Annotated in this window: 12 protein-coding genes and 1 pseudogene; 6 read left to right on the top strand and 7 right to left on the bottom strand. The window is 65.8% G+C overall.

From position 1 onward, the window contains the following. The 3 genes and pseudogenes from PHX69_RS03610 to PHX69_RS03620 all read left to right on the top strand — a co-directional run. A pseudogene (locus PHX69_RS03610) lies at positions 1-197 on the top strand (hypothetical protein); the annotation flags it as partial. 135 nt (positions 198-332) lie between these two features. Continuing rightward, the gene (locus tag PHX69_RS03615) at positions 333-1,226 is read left to right on the top strand and encodes a patatin-like phospholipase family protein (protein ID WP_288042396.1); all 894 of its coding nucleotides are present in this window, start codon (positions 333-335) and stop codon (positions 1,224-1,226) included. A 27-nt stretch (positions 1,227-1,253) separates the two neighbouring features. Then, positions 1,254-2,852: a cobyric acid synthase gene (locus PHX69_RS03620; protein WP_502958466.1), complete on the top strand. Its 1,599-nt coding sequence runs from the start codon at positions 1,254-1,256 to the stop codon at positions 2,850-2,852. A 31-nt stretch (positions 2,853-2,883) separates the two neighbouring features. Here PHX69_RS03620 and PHX69_RS03625 read toward each other — a convergent pair whose 3' ends face one another. From PHX69_RS03625 to PHX69_RS03645, 5 genes are all read right to left on the bottom strand, one after another. Further along, on the bottom strand, positions 2,884-5,712 hold the full coding sequence (locus tag PHX69_RS03625; RefSeq protein ID WP_288042397.1) for a BPTD_3080 family restriction endonuclease: 2,829 nt from the start codon (positions 5,710-5,712) through the stop codon (positions 2,884-2,886). A gap of 1 nt (position 5,713) precedes the next feature. Then, positions 5,714-6,244 carry a hypothetical protein gene (locus PHX69_RS03630; RefSeq protein WP_288042398.1) on the bottom strand — a complete coding sequence of 177 codons (531 nt, stop codon included), beginning with the start codon at positions 6,242-6,244 and terminating at the stop codon, positions 5,714-5,716. Then, positions 6,241-7,461: an AAA family ATPase gene (locus tag PHX69_RS03635; RefSeq protein WP_288042400.1), complete on the bottom strand. Its 1,221-nt coding sequence runs from the start codon at positions 7,459-7,461 to the stop codon at positions 6,241-6,243. The genes PHX69_RS03630 and PHX69_RS03635 overlap by 4 nt, the downstream gene beginning before the upstream one ends. Then, positions 7,462-10,788 carry a site-specific DNA-methyltransferase gene (locus PHX69_RS03640; RefSeq protein ID WP_288042402.1) on the bottom strand — a complete coding sequence of 1,109 codons (3,327 nt, stop codon included), beginning with the start codon at positions 10,786-10,788 and terminating at the stop codon, positions 7,462-7,464. 75 nt (positions 10,789-10,863) lie between these two features. Then, positions 10,864-11,763 carry a LysR family transcriptional regulator gene (locus PHX69_RS03645; protein ID WP_288042404.1) on the bottom strand — a complete coding sequence of 300 codons (900 nt, stop codon included), beginning with the start codon at positions 11,761-11,763 and terminating at the stop codon, positions 10,864-10,866. Between the two features lie 146 nt (positions 11,764-11,909). Here PHX69_RS03645 and PHX69_RS03650 point away from each other — a divergent pair, with 146 nt between their 5' ends. The 3 genes from PHX69_RS03650 (at position 11,910) to cobT (ending at position 15,289) form a co-directional block, all read left to right on the top strand. Continuing rightward, complete coding sequence (locus PHX69_RS03650) at positions 11,910-13,106, top strand: alpha-hydroxy acid oxidase (protein WP_288042406.1); 1,197 nt, start codon at positions 11,910-11,912, stop codon at positions 13,104-13,106. Positions 13,107-13,169: 63 nt separating this feature from the next. Next, on the top strand, positions 13,170-14,144 hold the full coding sequence (locus PHX69_RS03655; RefSeq protein WP_288042407.1) for a tripartite tricarboxylate transporter substrate binding protein BugE: 975 nt from the start codon (positions 13,170-13,172) through the stop codon (positions 14,142-14,144). A gap of 80 nt (positions 14,145-14,224) precedes the next feature. Then, positions 14,225-15,289: a nicotinate-nucleotide--dimethylbenzimidazole phosphoribosyltransferase gene (gene cobT / locus PHX69_RS03660; protein ID WP_288042408.1), complete on the top strand. Its 1,065-nt coding sequence runs from the start codon at positions 14,225-14,227 to the stop codon at positions 15,287-15,289. A 154-nt stretch (positions 15,290-15,443) separates the two neighbouring features. On the opposite strand, the gene PHX69_RS03665 is transcribed toward cobT, so the two are convergent. Then, entirely contained in the window at positions 15,444-16,313 is an 870-nt protein-coding gene (locus PHX69_RS03665; protein WP_288042410.1) for a 2-keto-4-pentenoate hydratase, read from the bottom strand. Between the two features lie 247 nt (positions 16,314-16,560). Beyond that, the gene (locus PHX69_RS03670) at positions 16,561-17,373 is read right to left on the bottom strand and encodes a helix-turn-helix domain-containing protein (RefSeq protein ID WP_288042411.1); all 813 of its coding nucleotides are present in this window, start codon (positions 17,371-17,373) and stop codon (positions 16,561-16,563) included. Position 17,374: the final 1 nt, after the last annotated feature.

Genomic DNA, 17,374 nt, shown 5'->3' on the forward strand with positions numbered 1-17,374 from the left:
TGGCCCGCGACCTGGCCTGTGCAGAGGCTGGCACGGAAGCCTCCTCCCCAGCTTGGCCCGCGCTGCTGGCGCACCTGCGCGCGCAGGGCATCAAGGTGCGCGACTGTGCCTCGTTCGGTTTGCCCGGTCACTGGCGCCTGGGCGTACTGGCGCCGCAGGCGCAGGCAGCGCTGCGGCGGGCGTGGCTACAACGATGACATTCCGGTGCGCAGGAAGCTGTCATCTACCGGTGAAGAGTGAACGCGGTAAATTCTGGTAACTGCCCCATCCGCCGCAACGCCGAACAGGCGCCCGTGTCACCGCCAGCGCCACCACTTCTTCAGGAGAGTTTTTTGCACCCCAAGCACCCTCGCATCGGTCTGGCACTGGGCAGCGGCTCGGCGCGCGGCTGGGCGCACCTGGGCGTGATCCGGGCGCTGGAGCGCGCGGGCATCGTTCCCGACATCGTGTGCGGCACGTCGATTGGCGCGCTGGTTGGGGCTGCTTATGCAACCGGCGAGCACGAGCGCTTCGAGGAGTGGGTGCGTGGTCTGACCTGGCAATCAGTGGTTGGTCTGGTGGACTGGAAAATGGGCGGTGGCCTGATGGCGGGCGGCAAGCTGGCAGCATTTTTCCGCTCGCGCTATGCCGACCCGGGCATAGAGCATTTGCCCAGGCCCTTTGGCTGTGTGGCCACCGACCTGGCCAGTGGCCGCGAGGTCTGGCTGCGCGAAGGTTCGGTGATCGATGCTGTGCGCGCCTCCATCGCGCTGCCCGGCCTGTTCACCCCGGCCTTGCAAGAGGGGCGCCTGTTGGTCGATGGCGGACTGGTCAACCCCGTGCCCGTGTCACTGTGCCGCGCCATGGGCGCCGACATCGTCATTGCGGTGGATTTGAACTGGGAGCTGGTGGCGCGGCGCAGGCGCCCCGTGAAAGATGTACAGGCCGCCGCAGCCCTGGCCCAAAGCGGCATGATGGAGGCGCTGCTGGCGCGCTTTCGGCCCGCTGGAGGCCCGCAGGTGCCGCACAACATGCCCTCTTTATTGGGCGTGATGAGCGCCAGCCTCAACATCATGCAGGTGCGCATCACGCAAAGCCGCCTGGCCGGTGAGCCTGCCGACGCCATGATCCGCCCACGCCTGCCCGATATGGCGGCGATGGACTTCCACCGGGGCGCCGTGGCCATCGAGGCAGGCGAGCGCGCCACCGAGCTGGCGCTGCCCCTGATCCGCGGGCTGCTGGAATGACAGCCCCGCCCTTTGCCTTCTGAACCCATGACCGCCACTGAACCCCTGCATCCCACCACCCCTGGCCCCGCGCGCTGCGTGATGGTGCTGGGCACCACCAGCGGCGCTGGCAAGAGCTGGTTGACCACCGCGCTGTGCCGCTACTACGCGCGCCAGGGCCTCAAGGTGGCGCCCTTCAAGGCGCAGAACATGAGCAACAACGCCCGCGTGGTGGTGGCCCCCACGTTGGCCCCTGCGGGTGCTGCGCTGCCCCCCGGGGGGGCGCACCCCGACTTCGGCAGCGCGCCCGGTGCCGGGGGGGGCGGCCCGGGCGGCGCGCTGGGCGAGATCGGCAGCGCCCAATACTTTCAGGCCCTGGCCGCGCGCGCCACGCCCGAGGTGCGCATGAACCCGCTGTTGCTCAAGCCCGAGGCCGACACGCACAGCCAGGTCGTGCTGATGGGACAGGTCAGCGCAGAACTCACCGCCATGCCCTGGCGCGGCCGCAGCGAGAAAGTCTGGCCGCAGATTGCCGCCGCGCTCGACGCCCTGCGGGCCGAGAACGACGTGGTCGTCATCGAGGGCGCGGGCTCGCCCGCCGAGATCAACCTGCACGCCAGCGACATCGTCAACATGCGCGTGGCCCGCCATGTGGGCGCACGCTGCCTGCTGGTGACCGACATCGACCGGGGTGGCGCCTTTGCCCACCTGTACGGCACCTGGGCGCTGCTGCCCGAAGCGGAACGCGCGCTGATCCACGGCTTTGTGCTCAACAAGTTCCGGGGCGACGCCAGCCTGCTGGCCCCCGCGCCGCAGATGCTGCAAGACCTGACCGGCGTGCCCACCGTGGCCACGCTGCCCATGTGGTGGCAGCACGGTCTGCCGGAAGAGGATGGCGTGTTTGATGACCGCAGCGTGGCCGCTGGTGTGGTGTGCAAAACCGTGGCCGTCATCGCCTACCCGCGCATCAGCAACCTCGACGAGTTCCAGCCGCTCAAGAACGTGCCCGGCCTGCGCCTGCTGTGGGCGCGCAGCCCCGCCGACCTGGGGGGGCTGCAACCCGGCGATTGGGTGGTGCTGCCCGGCTCCAAGGCCACGGCGGCCGATTTGGCCTGGCTGCGCGTGCAGGGGCTCGACAGCGCCGTTGCCGCGCACGCAGGCCGGGGCGGTGCCGTGCTGGGTATTTGCGGTGGCCTGCAAATGCTGGGCGAGGCGCTGATTGACCCCGATGGCATCGACGGCAACGGCCCCGGTCTGGGCTTGCTGCCGCTGGTCACGGTGTTCGAGAGCGCCAAAACCGTGCGCCACACGCAGGCGTGCTTTGGCGATGTGTTGGCCGGGCCGTGGGCGGGGCTGTCAGGCACCACGGTGTCTGGCTACGAAATCCACCATGGCCAGACCGCCCAGCACCCGGCCATGGCCGCCAAGGGCGATGTGGCCCGCGAGGTGTTGCCGGGCCTGGCCTGGCAGAACCCGGCGGGCAATGTGCTGGGCCTGTACCTGCACGGCCTGCTGGAAGACCCCGCCGCGCTGCAAGCCCTGTTCGGCGCCGCCGTGCCCACGCTGGAGAGCGTGTTCGAGGGGATGGCCGACTATGTGGCGCGCCACTTTCAGGCGGGGGTGCTGGACGCGCTGGTGGCGGGTTGAGCGCTGGCGGGGTGGTGCGGCAGGTGAACCGTCACTGCGCCGCACCTGGCGCTGCGTGCCGGGCAATCACATCCTGTAGCCCCGCTGCGCTGCCCACCACCACATCCCAGGCCCAGTGGCCCAAGGTGCCATGCGCGTTCACGGCCTGCACCCATTGCTCCAGCGCGCGTCGCTTGGCCTGGTCTTGCGGTGAGTCTTCGCCCTTGATCTCCAGCACCAGAGTCTTGCCCGATGTGAATCGCACCAAAAAGTCAGGGATGTACTTGCGCTTGGTGCCGTTCCACAAATAGAGGATGTGGAAGCCCAGGTGGTCGTTCTTTACCCAGGCGGCCACATCCGGGTGCGTCTCGGCCACGTTGGCGGCGTATTTCTCCCAGCCGCTGTCCACCACGATGTGGCTGATCTGGCTGCGCTGCGTGGGCTCGGCTATGCGCGTGGTGTACCAGGTGCGCATGTCGCGGGTGCTGCCCACAGGCCGCTCGCCATCAAACACCGCCTCCAGCCGCAAGGTGTTCTGCTCGATCACATAGGCCATCAGGTGTTGAACGATGGCGTCCATGTGCATGGAGAACAAAATCCGCTGGCGCAGCGGGTCTTGGTGGAACAGTGAAGGAATGTCGATCTTGCCCGACGCCAGAAATGTCTCCACCAGCCGCACCAACTGAAACAGCAGGTATTCCCGCTGCCCTTTGAACTGGTCTTGCAACTGCTCAAATGCCTTCTGCGCCGCCTTGAACACCAGTCGCTGCAGCCGAAACTCCTCGGGCAATTTCTCCAGGTCGATGGTTGTGATCTGGCTCCAGTCGGCTGCGCCGCCCAGCGCAGGGGCAATGTCTGCGTGCAGCGCCACCTTCGCGGGGTCAATCGTCAGCGGCGGCACCTTGCTCCACTCCACTACCAGCTGAGGCCGCACCACCTGATCCACCCGCAGGATGTTGGGCCATTTGATCTCATGCACCTGCCGCTCAGGCAAGGCCTTTATCTGTACGCTGGGCTTGGGCGGCGGGGGTGGCGGCCCATCGCCACCGGGCGGCATAGCCACTGACAACGGCACGCCAAACACGTTCACAAACTCGGGCGCATACAGGCCCGTTTTCGGGTCGATGTCGTAGGCTACGCGGCGCAGACCGCGGCCAATCACCTGCTCGCACAGCAGCTGGCTGGTGAAGGCGCGCAGGCCCATGATGTGCGTCACCGTCTTGGCGTCCCAGCCCTCCGACAACATGGCCACCGACACCACGTTGTGCAGGTCTTGCCCCAGCTGGCCAGGTTTGCCCACCGTGTCCACCAGTTCGCGCAGCACTTCTTCTTTCTTGGTGTTACTGGCCAGCCAGCGCTCCTTGTTGGCAGGCGCAATGCGCGCGGCCTGCACGATGGAGCGCAGGCGCGCGTCATAGTCTTTGTCCGCTGACGCAGCTTCGCCCAGCTCGGCTTTTTCCAGCACTTTGGAATCCACCCGCAGCGTGCGCTGAGCATCGTGCAGCTCGGCCCACTGCGCATGGCCCTTGGTGAAATAGTGCTCCACCCGTGCTGCGGTTTCGGTGCGGTTGCATACCGTCAGCATCACCGGCGGTGAGAGGTGCCCCTGCGCCGCCCAGTCGGCCGCCGTGGCACGCCAGTCGGCCCCCAGCAGCGTGTAGGCCTGCTGCACCAGCGCGGGCAGGGGTTCGTGGGCTTCGGCCCTACGGTTCAGGTCTTCGGCCACATCGGGCTCGCGGTACAGGTGGTAGAGCTTGGGGCGCAGCGTTTGCGCATTGGGCAGAGCATCGTCACGCACCACCACGCGGGGCGTCTTCACCAGCCCGGCCTCGATGGCATCGTTCAGGCCAAAGTCCGACACCACCCAGCTGAACAGGCCCGCTTCGGTGTTGTTACGGCCCGTGGGGGCAAACGGCGTGGCCGACAGGTCAAAGCAGCGCGCAATGCGCCGGGTTTTGTGGATGCGATCCAGCCCTTCCACCCAGCGGGTGGCCTCGTCCAGGTCAATGCCAAAGGCCTCGGCATCGGCCTTGCTCACCTTGATGTCGGCGGGCTTGCGGTAGGCGTGGTGCGCCTCGTCGTTGATGACCACCAGGTTCTTGGCATTGGCCAGCGGGCCCAGCACGCGGCGGGTGAAAGCTTCGTCGCTCTCCTTGCCCTTCTTGACCACGGAGCGCTCTTGTTCTTTGAGCGGCATCAGTGTGTGCCAGTTCTCGATCAGGATGTCGGCGCGGTTGAGCTTTTGCCGCAGCGCCTCGGAAGGGCATAGCTCAAACTGATCGTAGTAATTGGCCTCATGCCCGGGCCGCAGCACTTGCAGGCGCGACTTCACCGTCAGGCCCGGCGCCACCAGAAAAATGGCGCTCGAATATTTGCGGGGCGACTTGGGGTAGGTCAGCGCGTTCAGCACCTGCCAGGTGATGAGCATGGCCATCACCGTAGTTTTGCCGCTGCCGGTGGCCATCTTGTTGCACAGACGCTCAAAGTCACCGCCGTCGCCCTGGATGTAGATGCCCTGGCGGTATTCAGGCAGCGCCTCCAGGTGCCAGATCAGCGTCTCGATGGCCTCCAGCTGGCAAAAGTAGAACGGGTACTGGCGGCGTGACACCTTGTCTGCATCCCACCAATGCTGTAGCAGCGCCAGCGTCACCGCCGTGGTGCCGGGCCAGCCATCCGCGCGCCACTGGCGCACCCGGTCGCGGATGGTGTCCACCAGCGGAATGGCAACCTGCCGCCGCGTGTTCTCGCGCGTGTCGATGATTTCGTAGCCTGCCGGGCGGCGCACTGGCTCCAGCCGCAGGGTGCGGTCGGGGTTCTCGGCCCAATGCTGCTGCGGTTCGGTGAAGGCTGAATTAATGATGAGGGAAGTGGGTGCAGTCATGTCAAATCACCACCTTGCTGCGGGGCAGGTGCAACCCGCGCTGGGCCAGCAGGCGTGCCTCGCGGCTGCCGGGGCGCAGGGCCACATGGGCCGTGGCCAGCCAGTGAAAGGGCGTAATGCCTTGGCGCGCACACGCCTGCGTCAAGGCCTGAAGCTGTGCAAACGCAGGCTGCTGGAGCTTGGCCTGCAACCAGTCCAGCTTGGCCAGCATGGTTTTCACCTCGCCGGTGCTGGCGGCGGAATGCGGCTCCACCCAAATGGCGCACTCGGGCTGGCCGGGTACTTGCACGCCCAGGCCAAAGTCCCAGCGGTGGGCGTCGGGCTCGGTGGGGCTGAAGGTTGCGTCCATGTCCACACTGCCGGTGAAGCGGGTTTTGGCGTCTTTGCTGTCGATCAGTGGGCGGTAGCGTTTATCCACGGCGCTTTTGCCCGCTGCAGTGCCCAGTTTGGCGGCGCCTGCGGCTTGTTCAAACGCTGAAAACATGGCCGCGTTGGCGCCCTGGGGGGTGGCGCGTTGTCGGGTTCGGCTCATGGTGTGGACTTGGCAGGGGTGGGGGCATCGGTGCGGCGTTGCGGCGCAGGGGCGGCCGCTGCGCGGTTCACCACGTCCGCAATCACCTGCCCGGCACGGCTGGCAAAGCCCACCAGGCCACCCCATTCGGCTTCGGCCAGCGCCTCAGCGCCGGGGTTCAGACCTGAGATGTCGTGCGCCTGGTTGTCGCGGCTGAAAAAATACACGCGGTAGTCTTTTTGCAGCACGGTTTTGCCCAGTTCCTTGGCGTAGGCGCTGGCGGGCAAGTTCAGCAGCTTGCGCACATCAGCCTCGCTGCCACCCAATTGCTTGAACTCTTGCAGCGCCCACACCAAATCCAGCACCACGGGCGAATGGGTGGACAGCACCACCTTGTAGCCGCGCTTCATCAGCTCCAGCACCAGCAGCAGCACCGCTTCGATACCTTGCGGGTGCAGGCCCATCTCGGGCTCTTCAATCACCACCCATTCAATCTCATCCCGCCGGGTTTTGGCCCCCGCAGGGCACAGCCAATACAGGCCCAGCAGCAACGGCGTGAACTCGCGCTGCCCCGCCGACCAGGCCGTGTAGGGCAGCCCCTCTTGGTGCCCCGGCACATTCAGCACCAGGCGCTTGGTGAAATCTTTGGCATCCACCGCCAGCTTGGCCGTGCCGTACAGGTGCTGCGTGATGGGTTTGCGCAGAGTGTCGTTCAGGCGGCCCGGCTGCGGAAACAGCTCCCCCTTGGCGCCCAACTCGTTTTGCAGCAGGTCATGCACCGTGTCGCTGAAATAGCGCAGCGTGTACGGGTCGCCATAGTCGAACTGGCCAAAGTTCTGCGTCACGCCGCGCGCCAGGCTCATCACCCGCTGGGCTGGAATGAAGAACAGCTTTTCCTGGCGCTGCTTGCCCTTGCTGGGTTTTGCCAGGTCAGGCAACGTGGCCTGTTTGCCGTTCCAGCGCAATTGGGAAGCGTCTTTGTTCCACGCTGCCGCCATGCCCTTGCCGTAGTAGCCGCCCAGAAAAGCGCTGCTGTCGCCGTTGAAGGCCACGCTGTGGTGGCGGAAAGTGTCGTGGATGTGGTCGCGGTCCAGCACCAGCTTGAGCGTTTGCAAAAAAATGCTCTTGCCCGTGGCCTGCGGGCCAACGATGACCGTGAGGTCACCAAAAGTCACATCCGCGCCCCGAATAGGCCCCACCTGCTGCATGCTCAGGCGATTGGTTTTGCGCGTTGCCATTCAGTGCCCCCCTGGTGCGCTGGCACCCAGCCGCATCACCTTCAGCGACTCAATGCCTCGGTCATCCACAATTTTCACGGCCACCGTGCGGTTGTCGCCCGCGGCAAAGGGCAGCGATACGGTGCCGGTGAAGGCTTGCAGCAGATCCGTATCCAGCTCGGCGCGGATGTCTTTTTTCAACTTCATCCAACCCTCGTCCTTGCCCGCCATGGGGAAGAACACCTGGTGCGGAAACAGGCTGCGCCCGTCGTAGTCGGTATCGAGCTGCCAGGCGGCTATTCTTGCCTTGCCGCCCGACACCAGCTCGCCCTTGGCCGTGTCGAAATAGTCAAAGCCATTCACCTCCACCTGCCACAGGCCATCGGGTAGGGCGGAGAGCAGCACATCGGGCTGGCCCATGAGCCAGAAGCTCTGGTTGCTGCTGCGCGCTTTCTTCAGGTCTTCGGTCAGCAGGTCGGTGTTCATCTGCGCCTTCAGCGCGGTGATGCCCTTGAGGGCGTCGATGTCTTTGGCCGCCTCGGGGTCGAAGGCAAAGGCGCAGAACACGATCATCTTGGGGCGGGGGAACAGCTCGCCCGCCTCGCTCAAAGCGCGCTCCACCTGGCGCTGCTCCAGCGCGCCATGTTCAGGGCCAAAGCTCACCACTACGCGCTCTCCCGTGTCCAGGCTGCCGCTGGCATGCACGCTGGTGGTGCTGGGCAACACCTCCAGTTCGGCAAAGCGCAGCATCTGCCCGCCCTTGCCGCGAATGCCGGTTTTCAAGAGTTCATCGCGCCAGGTGTGCTGGCGGCTGGTGTGGCCGCTGCGCGCCAGGCTGTTATCAGCCAAATCGGCCTCTAGCCCTTGCCCAGCAAGCGCGGGCAGCTCATCTAGTGATAGCACAGTAGGAAAGGGCACCGCCTCAACGGTGAAGGGGCCACACACGCGCAGCTTGCCTTTGTCACGCTCGGGCTGGTCGAACAGGGTTTCGCTGTCGGCATGGGCGGCAATGCTGCGATCCATTTCGGCCTGCATTTTTTGCCGGGCGGTGTGGAACTGGGCCAGCGGCACTTGCAGCGCTGCCGACCAGTCGGGTGGCAGATCAAACGGTACTTCCCATTCCTGCAAGTCCTGGCCCTTGCCGCCCAGCGCCAGCTTCTGGCCCTTGCGCGCGCCTTCGGTCACGGGGAAGGGCGCCGCCGGGGCGTGGGCGTGCAGCGCGGCGTTCAGGTCGGCCAGCGCGGTGGCGATGCCGGGGTGCAGGCGCTCGTAAATGGCGTCAATCTCGGCATTGTTGGCAATGCTTTTGAGTGTGACGTGGGGCACGGTTTTGTAGATGAATCCTCCCCGCAGCCCCTCGTTGGGGTAGCGCAGCGCAAAGTAATCAAAACTGGCGGTCATCAGCCGCTGCTTGGCCAGCGTGATGGCCACGCGCGAGGTGTCGCAGGTCATCCAGCGGCGGCCCCATTTCTCGGCGACATAGGCGGTGGTGCCGGAGCCGCAGGTGGGGTCTAGCACTAAATCGCCGGGGTCGGTGGTCATGAGCATGCAGCGCTCGATGACTTTCGGAACAGTTTGAACGACGTAATCTTTGGAAAATCGATCTTGCGTATCCCACCATGCCGAGTTAATGGCATAAGCGGGGAAATCCGAAAGTCTGCGCTTGTAATAAATCATCCGGTCGGAGCCCGTCAAGCGCCCAGCTTGGGACAACCGCTCCATTCCGACGATTGAAGTCTTCCAATTTCGTTGCTTTCCAATGTCGCAGGTAAAACCTCTCATTGAAAATGGCACGGAAGTGGCAGGCCGAAACCCCTGAGAAACAGCTGGCTGAAGCGTGAACAAATCTGAGCCAGGTGGGAGTAACTCACTGTTCTGCGACTCAGTTTGAGATAGCCGCCGCTCACGTCCATCCTGCTCAAGAACTTGGTCATAGCGCTCCGCAAGATCAGAACCTGCGGACTTATCGTGATAGAGCTGACGATACTTTGCAGAAATGCGATTTTTTGTATACCAAACCAAAAAATCGGAAGTAGTTGCAAGCAGGGCATCGGTTGCTCCGCTATTTTTTGAGAAAGTAATAACCCCACAAAAATTACTCGACCCAAAAACCTCATCCATTAGTTCCCGAACGTGGTGCAAGTTCTCATCCGAAATCTGCACAAACACGCTACCCGAATCACTTAGCAATTCCTTGGCCAATAACAGCCGGTCGCGCAAATACGTCAAATACGAGTGAATGCCCAGCTCCCAGGTATCGCGAAAGGCCTTGATCATTTCCGGCTCTTGCGTCAAATCCGCATCGGCCCGGTCTTTCACGTCGCGCTTGCCCACAAAGGGCTGGAAGTTGCTGCCGTACTTGATGCCGTAGGGCGGGTCGATGTAGATCATCTGCACCTGCCCGGCCATGCCTTCCTTATTAACCAGGCTGTTCATCACCAGCAGGCTGTCGCCAGCGACCAGCCGGTTGGCCCAGCCGCGGTCGTGCTTGTAGAAATCCAGCGCCGCGCGCAGGGGCACGCTCTCGAACGGGGCCTCGAACAAGCCGGGTTGGAAGAAGTTTGGGTGTTTTTGGCCTCCAGCGCCCGTCCCACTTGCGCTACCAGCTATTGATTTAATAGCGTTTTGGCGCTTACCCACGCTGCTCAAAATGCTCATGGCGTCGATGCGCTCGTGTACATGCAGGCTCACGGTGTCCACCTCAAACGTGGTGCGCTCGGCCTTGCCTGTCCATTGCAAATAGGGCGCGCCCATGCGTTGCAGCGTTTGCAGGGCAGTGCGCATGGCGGCGGGGTCGTTGCCGGCCAGGGCGTCGGCAATCAGGCTATCTGCCTGGGCGCTGGCGCTGTCGAACTGCAGCGCGGGATCGAGGTGCGGGTCGTAGGCCCAGGCGGTTTTGGGCTGCTCGGGGTCGCTCTCGGTGTTGACCAGGCCCACTTCGGGGTTGTTTTTGCGCCGGTCGGGGTGGCGGTAGGCCAGCACCTGGGCGGCGCCGGTGTCGGGCTGCGCCGGTGTGGGTTTGGCTTTGGCGGCTTTGGGGGGCTTGGCGGCTGCCGTCGGGGTCGGGGCGGGAGCCGTGGGGGCGTCGAGCGCAAAGTCGGGCCGCTGCGCGCCGGTGGCCCGGGCGGTGGCGCCCCCGCGCCCTTTGCCTTTGACGGCCAGGCCCGCCGCCACCAGCGCTTCGCGCGCGATTTTGAAGTCGTCTTCGGTGGCGGGGGGCTGGTGCCCAGCGGCTTGGGCTGCGGCCAGAAACTGCTCCAGCAGTGTGATGTTGCCCACGGTGGTGTGGTCTGCGGGCAGCAGGTGGAGCAGCAGCGTGTGCAAGGCGGGTTGTGGTTGGTCAGGCATGGGCCCTATCCCCTTTGTTCTCGAAAGAGGGCGGTTATAGCAGGGCGCTGTGCAGGGATGGGCGCTGGTGGCGCCCTAAAACAACTGGCTGGCACCCGAAAAGTCTGCCGTTTGGAGCGCCAGCTCGCGCAGCAGGGGCACCAGCGGGCGCAGGTTGTCGCGCCGCCACTGGAAAGCGTAGGGCAGGGGGGCCAGGGGCGGGTTGCTCTCCAGAATGCGCAGCCGCCCGCGCTGCGCCAGCGCCCAGGCCCAGCCCTCGGGCAAAAATCCAATCCCCATGCCCTCTACCAGCAGACCGGCGATGGCGCCCCAGTGGTTGCAGGTCAGGCGCTGCTCGGCGGTAATGCCCTGGGCCAGCAGCCAGTCGTCCAGGATGCGCGTGGTGCCCGCACCGGCAGGCAGCGTGACCAGGGCTGCGTGCTCCAGCAGCGCGGGCGACATGCGCCGGGCGTTGCCCACCACGCTGGCCGAGGCCGTCCAGACAAAGCGTGCCTCGGTCAGCCACTGTGAGGCGATGCCGCTGCGCGAGGAGCGTCCGGCAATCACCGCAAAGTCGAGTTCGCCCCGCTCCAGGCCGTCTTCCAGTGCGCTGCCAATGTTCACGCGCGGCTCCAGCACCAGGGCCGGGTGGGTCTGGCGCACCAGCGCCACCAGCTTGGGCAGCCAGGTCAGCGCCGTCAGCTCTCCCACCCCAAACGTGCAGCGGCCCGACAGCCCCTGCGGCGCCGCCGTGCCCGCCTTCAGCGCGGCAGCGGCTTCAAGCAACTGGCGCGCCTGGGGCAGCAGCGCCTGGCCCGCCTCGGTGAGTGTGGCGCGGTGGCCGCTGCGGTCGAACAGGGTGCGGCCCAGCGATTGCTCCAGCTCCGTCAGGCGCTTGGACAGCGATGAGATCGACAAATGCACCCGCTGCGCCGCCGTGGTGAAGTTGGCGCAGGTAGCGGCCCAGTAAAAGGCTTCCAGCTGTTTGAGGGTCATGGTGGCAAAACGGCAGGGCGCACGGTGGGATAGTTTCGATAAAGGCGAAATGGATATTTCTAATTATTTCGCTTTTTTGAATTTTTGGGCGGGACTACATTGCAGCTTCCGGCATTTGCCCACCACCGTTTTTCCTGCGCCTGCCCATGACCACCGCCCCCGCCCACACCCCTGCTGCACCGCGCCCGCCGCGTGTTTTGCAGCGCATGTTGTCTTTGCACGACTTTGAGGCCGAGGCGCGGCGCAGGCTGCCCCGGCCCATTTTTGGCTACATCGCGGGTGCGGCGGAAGACAACCGTTCGCTGCAAGACAACCGCAGCGCGTTTGACGACTACGGCTTCACCACGCGCGTGCTGGTGGACGTGTCGCACCGCAGCACTGGCGTGGAGCTGCTGGGGCACCGGTACGCCGCGCCGTTTGGCCTGGCGCCCATGGGCATCAGCGCGCTGTCCACCTACCGGGGCGACATCGCGCTGGCCCGCGCTGCGCAGGCCGCACAGGTGCCCGCCATCTTGAGCGGCACCTCACTGATCCCGCTGGAGGAGGTGATTGCCGCCGCGCCCGGCACCTGGTTCCAGGCGTATTTGCCGGGCGACCCGCAGCGCATCACCGCGCTGGTCGAGCGCGCTGCCCGCGCCGGTTTTGAGACGCTGGTGCTCACGGTGGACATTCCCGTCTCGGCCAACCGCGAGAACAACGTGCGCACCGGGTTTTCGACACCGCTGCGCCCCAGCCTGCGCCTGGCCTGGGACGGCATCACGCACCCGCGCTGGCTGGCGGGCACGTTTTTGCGCACGCTGGTGCAACACGGCATGCCGCACTTCGAGAACTCGTTTGCCACGCGCGGCGCGCCCATCGTCTCGCGCAACGTGCTGCGCGACTTTTCTGCGCGTGACCACCTGAATTGGTCGCACCTAGCGCAAATCCGCCGCCAGTGGCAAGGCCGGCTCATCGTCAAGGGCGTGCTCAGTGTGGCCGATGCGCTGCTGGCCCGCGAGCACGGTGCCGATGGCGTGATCCTGTCCAACCACGGTGGCCGCCAGCTCGATGGCGCGGTGGCGCCGCTGCGCATCCTGGCCGACGTGGTGGACGCTGTGGGTGACTGGCCCGTGATGGTCGATAGCGGTTTCCGGCGCGGCAGCGACGTGCTCAAGGCGCTGGCGCTGGGCGCGCGCTTTGTGTTTGTGGGCAGGCCCTTCAACTACGCCGCCGCCGTGGCGGGCCAAGCGGGCGTGGCCCATGCCATTGAGTTGCTGCGCCAGGAGGTGGACCGCAACATGGCCATGCTGGGCGTGAACCACTGCGGCGAGCTGCACCGGGGCCAGCTGCTGCGCCGGGGCTGAAGGTTTTTGGTTTTCCCCACGGTGCAGGGCACCTTTTTTGACGCGATTTACAAGGAGACAAGCATGCGTTTGATTTTGTCGTTGATGGCCGCCGCAGGCCTTTTGAGCGGGGCACTGCCCGCCCTGGCGCAAGCCGATGCCTACCCCTCGCGGGCGGTGCGTCTGGTGGTGCCGTTTGCCGCAGGGGGCACCACCGACATCATTGCGCGGGTGGTGTCAGACAAGATGGGCGCGGCCCTGACCCAGCCCCTGGTGGTGGACAACAAGGGCGGCGGTGGCGGCGCCATCGGTGCGCTGGAGGTGGCCCGCGCCCGCCCCGACGGCTACACCCTGGGCATGGCCACCGTGTCGGCCACGGCCACCAACCCGGCCATCAACCCCAAGCTGCCCTACCACCCGCTGACCGACTTCACCCCCATCATCAACCTGGCGGCCACGCCCAATGTGATTGCCGTACACCCCTCGTTTCCGGCGCGGGACTACGCAGGCTTTGTCGCCGAGCTGAAGAAGAATCCCGGCAAATACAGCTACAGCACGGCAGGCACCGGCTCCATCGGCCACCTGCAAATGGAGCTGTTCAAAAGCCTGGCGGGCACCTTTCTGACGCACATCCCGTACCGGGGTTCAGGCCCCGCCCTCAACGACACGGTGGCTGGCCAGGTGCCCATCATCATGGACAACCTGCCCTCGGCCCTGCCGTTCATCAAAGAGGGGCGGTTGGTGCCCATCGTGGTGTCTGCGCCCGCGCGCGCCAGCGTGCTGCCCAAGGTGCCTACCTTCCAGGAAGTGGGGCAAGAGCCGGTGAACCGCATGGCTTTTTACGGCATTTACGGCCCCAAGAATCTGCCCAAAGACGTGGTGGACAAAGTCCAGGCTGCGGCCATGAAAGCGCTGCAAGACCCCGGCGTGCGCAAGCGCATCGAAGACACCGGCTCCCTGGTGGTGGGCAACTCGCCAGCCCAGTTCACGCAGCAAATTGCCGCTGAATACGAGATCTACCGCAAGACCGTAGAGCGCCAGAACCTCAAGCCCGATTGATCGGCCCGCACCCCCCGGCCAGACCGGGGCTGCCGTGGACAATGGCGCCTGCGCTTTTTTCCTGAAACCCCGGTATCCCCATGCAACTGCCTTTTGAGCTTCCCCGCGCCGCCGATCTGTCCGACCCCGCGCTGACCCGCACGCTCCAGCACCAGCTGGACCACAAAACCAAGCCCCTGGGCGCGCTGGGCAGGCTCGAAGCCCTGGCACTGCAACTGGGCCAGATTCTGGGCACCGACCAGCCCACCCTGCAAGCGCCACAAATGGTGGTGTTTGCAGGCGACCACGGCTTGGCCGCGCGGGGTGTATCGGCCTACCCCAGCGACGTGACCTGGCAGATGGTGGAGAACTTTCTCGCCGGGGGCGCCGCCGTCAGCGTGCTGGCACGCCAGCACGGCCTGGCCCTCACGGTGGTCGATTGCGGCGTGGCCCGTGACATCGCCCCGCGCGCGGCTGCCCCCGGCCAGCCGCAACTGCTGTTGCACAAAGTGGCGCCCGGCACGCAAGACGCCAGCGTCGGCCCCGCCATGACCGCCGCCCAATGCGCCCAGGCCCTGCACAACGGCATGGAAGTGGTGCGCGCGCTGCCCGGCAACGCGCTGCTGCTGGGCGAGATGGGCATAGGCAACACCTCGGTGGCATCGCTGTTGCTGGCGCGGCTGTGCGGCGTATCGCTGCAAGACTGCACTGGCGCTGGCACCGGCCTGGACGCCGCAGGCATTGAGCGCAAACGCGCCGTGCTGGCGCAGGCCCTGGCCGCCAATGCCACGGCCACTGAGCCACTGGCCGCGCTGGCCGCGCTGGGCGGCTTTGAGGTGGCCACCATGACCGGCGCCGTGCTGCAAGCAGCACAAGAGCGCCGCGTGATCGTGGTCGATGGCTTTATCACCAGCGCTGCCGTGCTGGTGGCTGCGCGCCTGCAACCGGCGGTGTTGCAGCGCTGCGTCTTTGCCCACACCTCTGGCGAGCCCGGCCACGCGCTGATGCTGGCGCAGTTGCAAGCCAAGCCCCTGTTGGACATGGGCCTGCGCCTGGGCGAAGGCTCGGGCGCCGCGCTGGCCTGGCCGCTCTTGCAATCGGCCTGCGCTGTTCTGCGCGAGATGGCCAGCTTTGAAGCGGCGGGGGTGGCTACGCAGGGCGGGTGAGGCGGCTGGGTTTAGTTGCTGCACGCGCGGCCTACGCAGTGCTGCGCGCTGATGACGCCTCGTGCGTGCTCACCATGCTGGCCGTGGCCGCTGGCGACATCTCCGAAGCGGACTTTGCCGCTTGGCTGCGCGCCCACAGCGCGCCGCGCGCGGCTTAACGAAAACTCACCCGCACCGGCTGCGCGCCGGGCAGGCCGGTGTAGGTCACCGTGATCGTCTGGCCGGGCTTGGGCGGCAGCAGCGGCGAGAACGAACCCAGGCTGATCAGGTCGCCCGGTTGCAGCGTGATGCCTTCCTGTTGCAGCGCTTGGGCCAGCCACACCACGGCGTTGAGCGGGTGCTCCAGGATGTCGCTGCCCTTGCCCTGGCCCAGCACGGTGCCCGGCGCATCGGTCACAGTGACCTGCATGTCGCGCAGCGCGTCCAGCAGCGCGTAGCGCTCGGCGCGCAGCACTGGCACGGTCAGTGGCTGGCCGACCACGCCCAGGCGGGCACCCACATTGATGGCGCTCACGCCTGCGCCGTTGAGCTTGGGCGGCGCCTGCACCAGCAGGTCGGGCAGTTCGATGAAGGGAATTACCTGGTCAACGGCCTCCAGCACTTCCAGGGGCGAGCGCGCTGCGTGGATGGCGGCAGTTTTCACGCGCACCAGCATGTCGGCCTCGAACAGCGGGCGCGCACCGAAAGCCGCTTCTACGGTGGTGCCGCTGGGCTGCACCATGCCTTCGTAGAGCGTGCCCCACACGGGTTTGTCGGTGCCAAAACGTTTTTGCACCGCCGGGTTGGTCAGCCCGGCCTTGTAGCCCACCACCTTGCCCAGCCGGGGGGCGATGTGCGCGTTGAACTTGGCGCGGGTGCAGGCGCCGTCGGCATCGGTCAGGTTCTCGATGTTGGCGGCGGGCGTCTTGGCAAAGTAGTGCGTGGTCAGGTCGGCCACCTGGGCATCGGTCAGGCACTGGGCCTGTGCGGCGCTGGCGCAGGCCACGCCTGCGAGCAGGGCGATCAGGGTTTTGTGGATGGGCATGGTTGTCTCCGGTAGGTGCAGTCTGCCGCCATGCTATCCGCATCTTGTTGATGCCCGGCGGTTGCACGGCCAGCCGCACGCAGGATGCCCCCGGCGCGCTGGCCGGGGCTGCGTTGACGGATCAGAGCAGGGCATGGATTGCTACTGAATCAGTAGCTAATAGCGCAGGAAGAGCGGGCGCTAGAGGCTGATTTGATGCTTAACCAGCGCGTGGGCTGGCCACCGTGGCCCGTTGACCGCCGCGCTGTCAGCGCCGCCGCCGGTACGTGCCGGGCGTCATCGCATGGTGAACCTTGAAGGCGCGCTGCATGTGTGCCTGATCGGCAAACCCCATCGAGTGCGCCGCATCCGCCAAGGCCATGCCCTGCGACAAAAGCCGCCTTGCGCCATTGATGCGCAGGTTCTGCAAATAGCCACCGGGCGTCATCCCAAAAGCCGCATGAAAGCGGCGAATGAACTGTGAATCGCTCATGGCGCACGCCTGGGCCAGCTCTTTGACTGTAATGCGCCGCTCCATCTCTGTGTGCATGGTGTCTATGGCGGCCACCAGATCGGCAGGCACCGTGGCCGGGTGTTGCGCGCCTTCTGGGCGGGCATGGCGTGCAATCCACTGCGGCAATTGGGCCGCCAATGCGCTGGCCGCGCAGTCGGACGTGATCGGCTGGCAAAAACCGTCCACCGCCTGCGTACCCGCCGCATCGTTGGCGTGGCGTGACAAGAACGCCAGCCCCTCGCAAGGCAGCGCACGGCCCCACACCTGTGCCACCGCGCGGTGCAGCCACGCCGCATCGATAAACAGCATCCGGTAAGACCACGCCTGCCGGACAACGGGGTTGCACGCGTGAACGATGCCCGGCTCGATCAACACCACCGATCTGGCCATGACCGGGTGCGAACCGTCCGCATGGTGGAACGTGGCGCAACCCTGGTCGACGATGCCCACCGAATACTCGGCGTGTGAGTGCGCCCGGTAGCAGTCGAACGTTTGGGTGCTGACGCGCAGCTCGGCCCACGGCGCTGCCGGGTGGCGATGGATGCGGTGCTGGCGGTGCTGGGGCATA

Source organism: Simplicispira sp., from assembly GCF_028687295.1.
In the GTDB taxonomy this organism is placed as follows: Bacteria; Pseudomonadota; Gammaproteobacteria; order Burkholderiales; family Burkholderiaceae_C; genus Simplicispira; species Simplicispira metamorpha.

Bases quoted from the DNA above. Each gene is read 5' to 3' on its own strand.
- PHX69_RS03620 (WP_502958466.1), top strand. From the start codon at position 1,254: ATGACCGCCACTGAACCCCTGCATCCCACCACCCCTGGCCCCGCGCGC.
- PHX69_RS03625 (WP_288042397.1), bottom strand. From the start codon at position 5,712: ATGACTGCACCCACTTCCCTCATCATTAATTCAGCCTTCACCGAACCG.
- PHX69_RS03630 (WP_288042398.1), bottom strand. From the start codon at position 6,244: ATGAGCCGAACCCGACAACGCGCCACCCCCCAGGGCGCCAACGCGGCC.
- PHX69_RS03635 (WP_288042400.1), bottom strand. From the start codon at position 7,461: ATGGCAACGCGCAAAACCAATCGCCTGAGCATGCAGCAGGTGGGGCCT.
- PHX69_RS03640 (WP_288042402.1), bottom strand. From the start codon at position 10,788: ATGCCTGACCAACCACAACCCGCCTTGCACACGCTGCTGCTCCACCTG.
- PHX69_RS03645 (WP_288042404.1), bottom strand. From the start codon at position 11,763: ATGACCCTCAAACAGCTGGAAGCCTTTTACTGGGCCGCTACCTGCGCC.
- PHX69_RS03650 (WP_288042406.1), top strand. From the start codon at position 11,910: ATGACCACCGCCCCCGCCCACACCCCTGCTGCACCGCGCCCGCCGCGT.
- PHX69_RS03655 (WP_288042407.1), top strand. From the start codon at position 13,170: ATGCGTTTGATTTTGTCGTTGATGGCCGCCGCAGGCCTTTTGAGCGGG.
- cobT (WP_288042408.1), top strand. From the start codon at position 14,225: ATGCAACTGCCTTTTGAGCTTCCCCGCGCCGCCGATCTGTCCGACCCC.
- PHX69_RS03665 (WP_288042410.1), bottom strand. From the start codon at position 16,313: ATGCCCATCCACAAAACCCTGATCGCCCTGCTCGCAGGCGTGGCCTGC.
- PHX69_RS03670 (WP_288042411.1), bottom strand. From the start codon at position 17,373: ATGCCCCAGCACCGCCAGCACCGCATCCATCGCCACCCGGCAGCGCCG.